The organism is Myxococcus llanfairpwllgwyngyllgogerychwyrndrobwllllantysiliogogogochensis, from assembly GCF_006636215.1.
Classification (GTDB): domain Bacteria; phylum Myxococcota; class Myxococcia; order Myxococcales; family Myxococcaceae; genus Myxococcus; species Myxococcus llanfairpwllgwyngyllgogerychwyrndrobwllllantysiliogogogochensis.
On sequence record NZ_VIFM01000891.1, the window covers coordinates 1 to 412 of the forward strand.

1 protein-coding gene is annotated in these 412 nt (G+C 60.4%); it reads right to left on the reverse strand.

Annotated elements, in window-relative coordinates; translation table 11 throughout:
• Positions 1-412: amino acid permease (locus FJV41_RS56215; RefSeq protein WP_141649664.1), on the reverse strand; the 412-nt coding region annotated here is incomplete at both ends.

Here is a 412-nt window from a genome sequence, read left to right on the forward strand (position 1 = left end):
GGGTAATCAGCATGGTGTTTTTGACCTGCTCCCATACCGGCACGCCCAGCGCCAGGCCGCTAAAATCGAGGCGGAACGTATCCAGCTGAAAGGCCAGGGCGGCGAGCGCGACGAAGGCGCCCAGCGGCAGAAGCTTGGCGAGGGTGGCCACCAGGTTAATCCCCGCTGCCGTCTGGACACCGCGCAGGACCAGAAAGTGGACGACCCACAGCAGAACCGACGCGCCAACGATAGACTGCCAGGTATTACCATCGCCAAACAGGCGCAGCTCAGGGGTATCGGTGAAAAAACTGAGCGCCGAAAAGACGATAACCAGATAGGAGACATTGGCGATCACCGCGCACAGCCAGTATCCCCAGGCGGAGCAGAAGCCGATCAGTTCGCCGAATCCTTCGCGAGCGTAGGTGAAGAT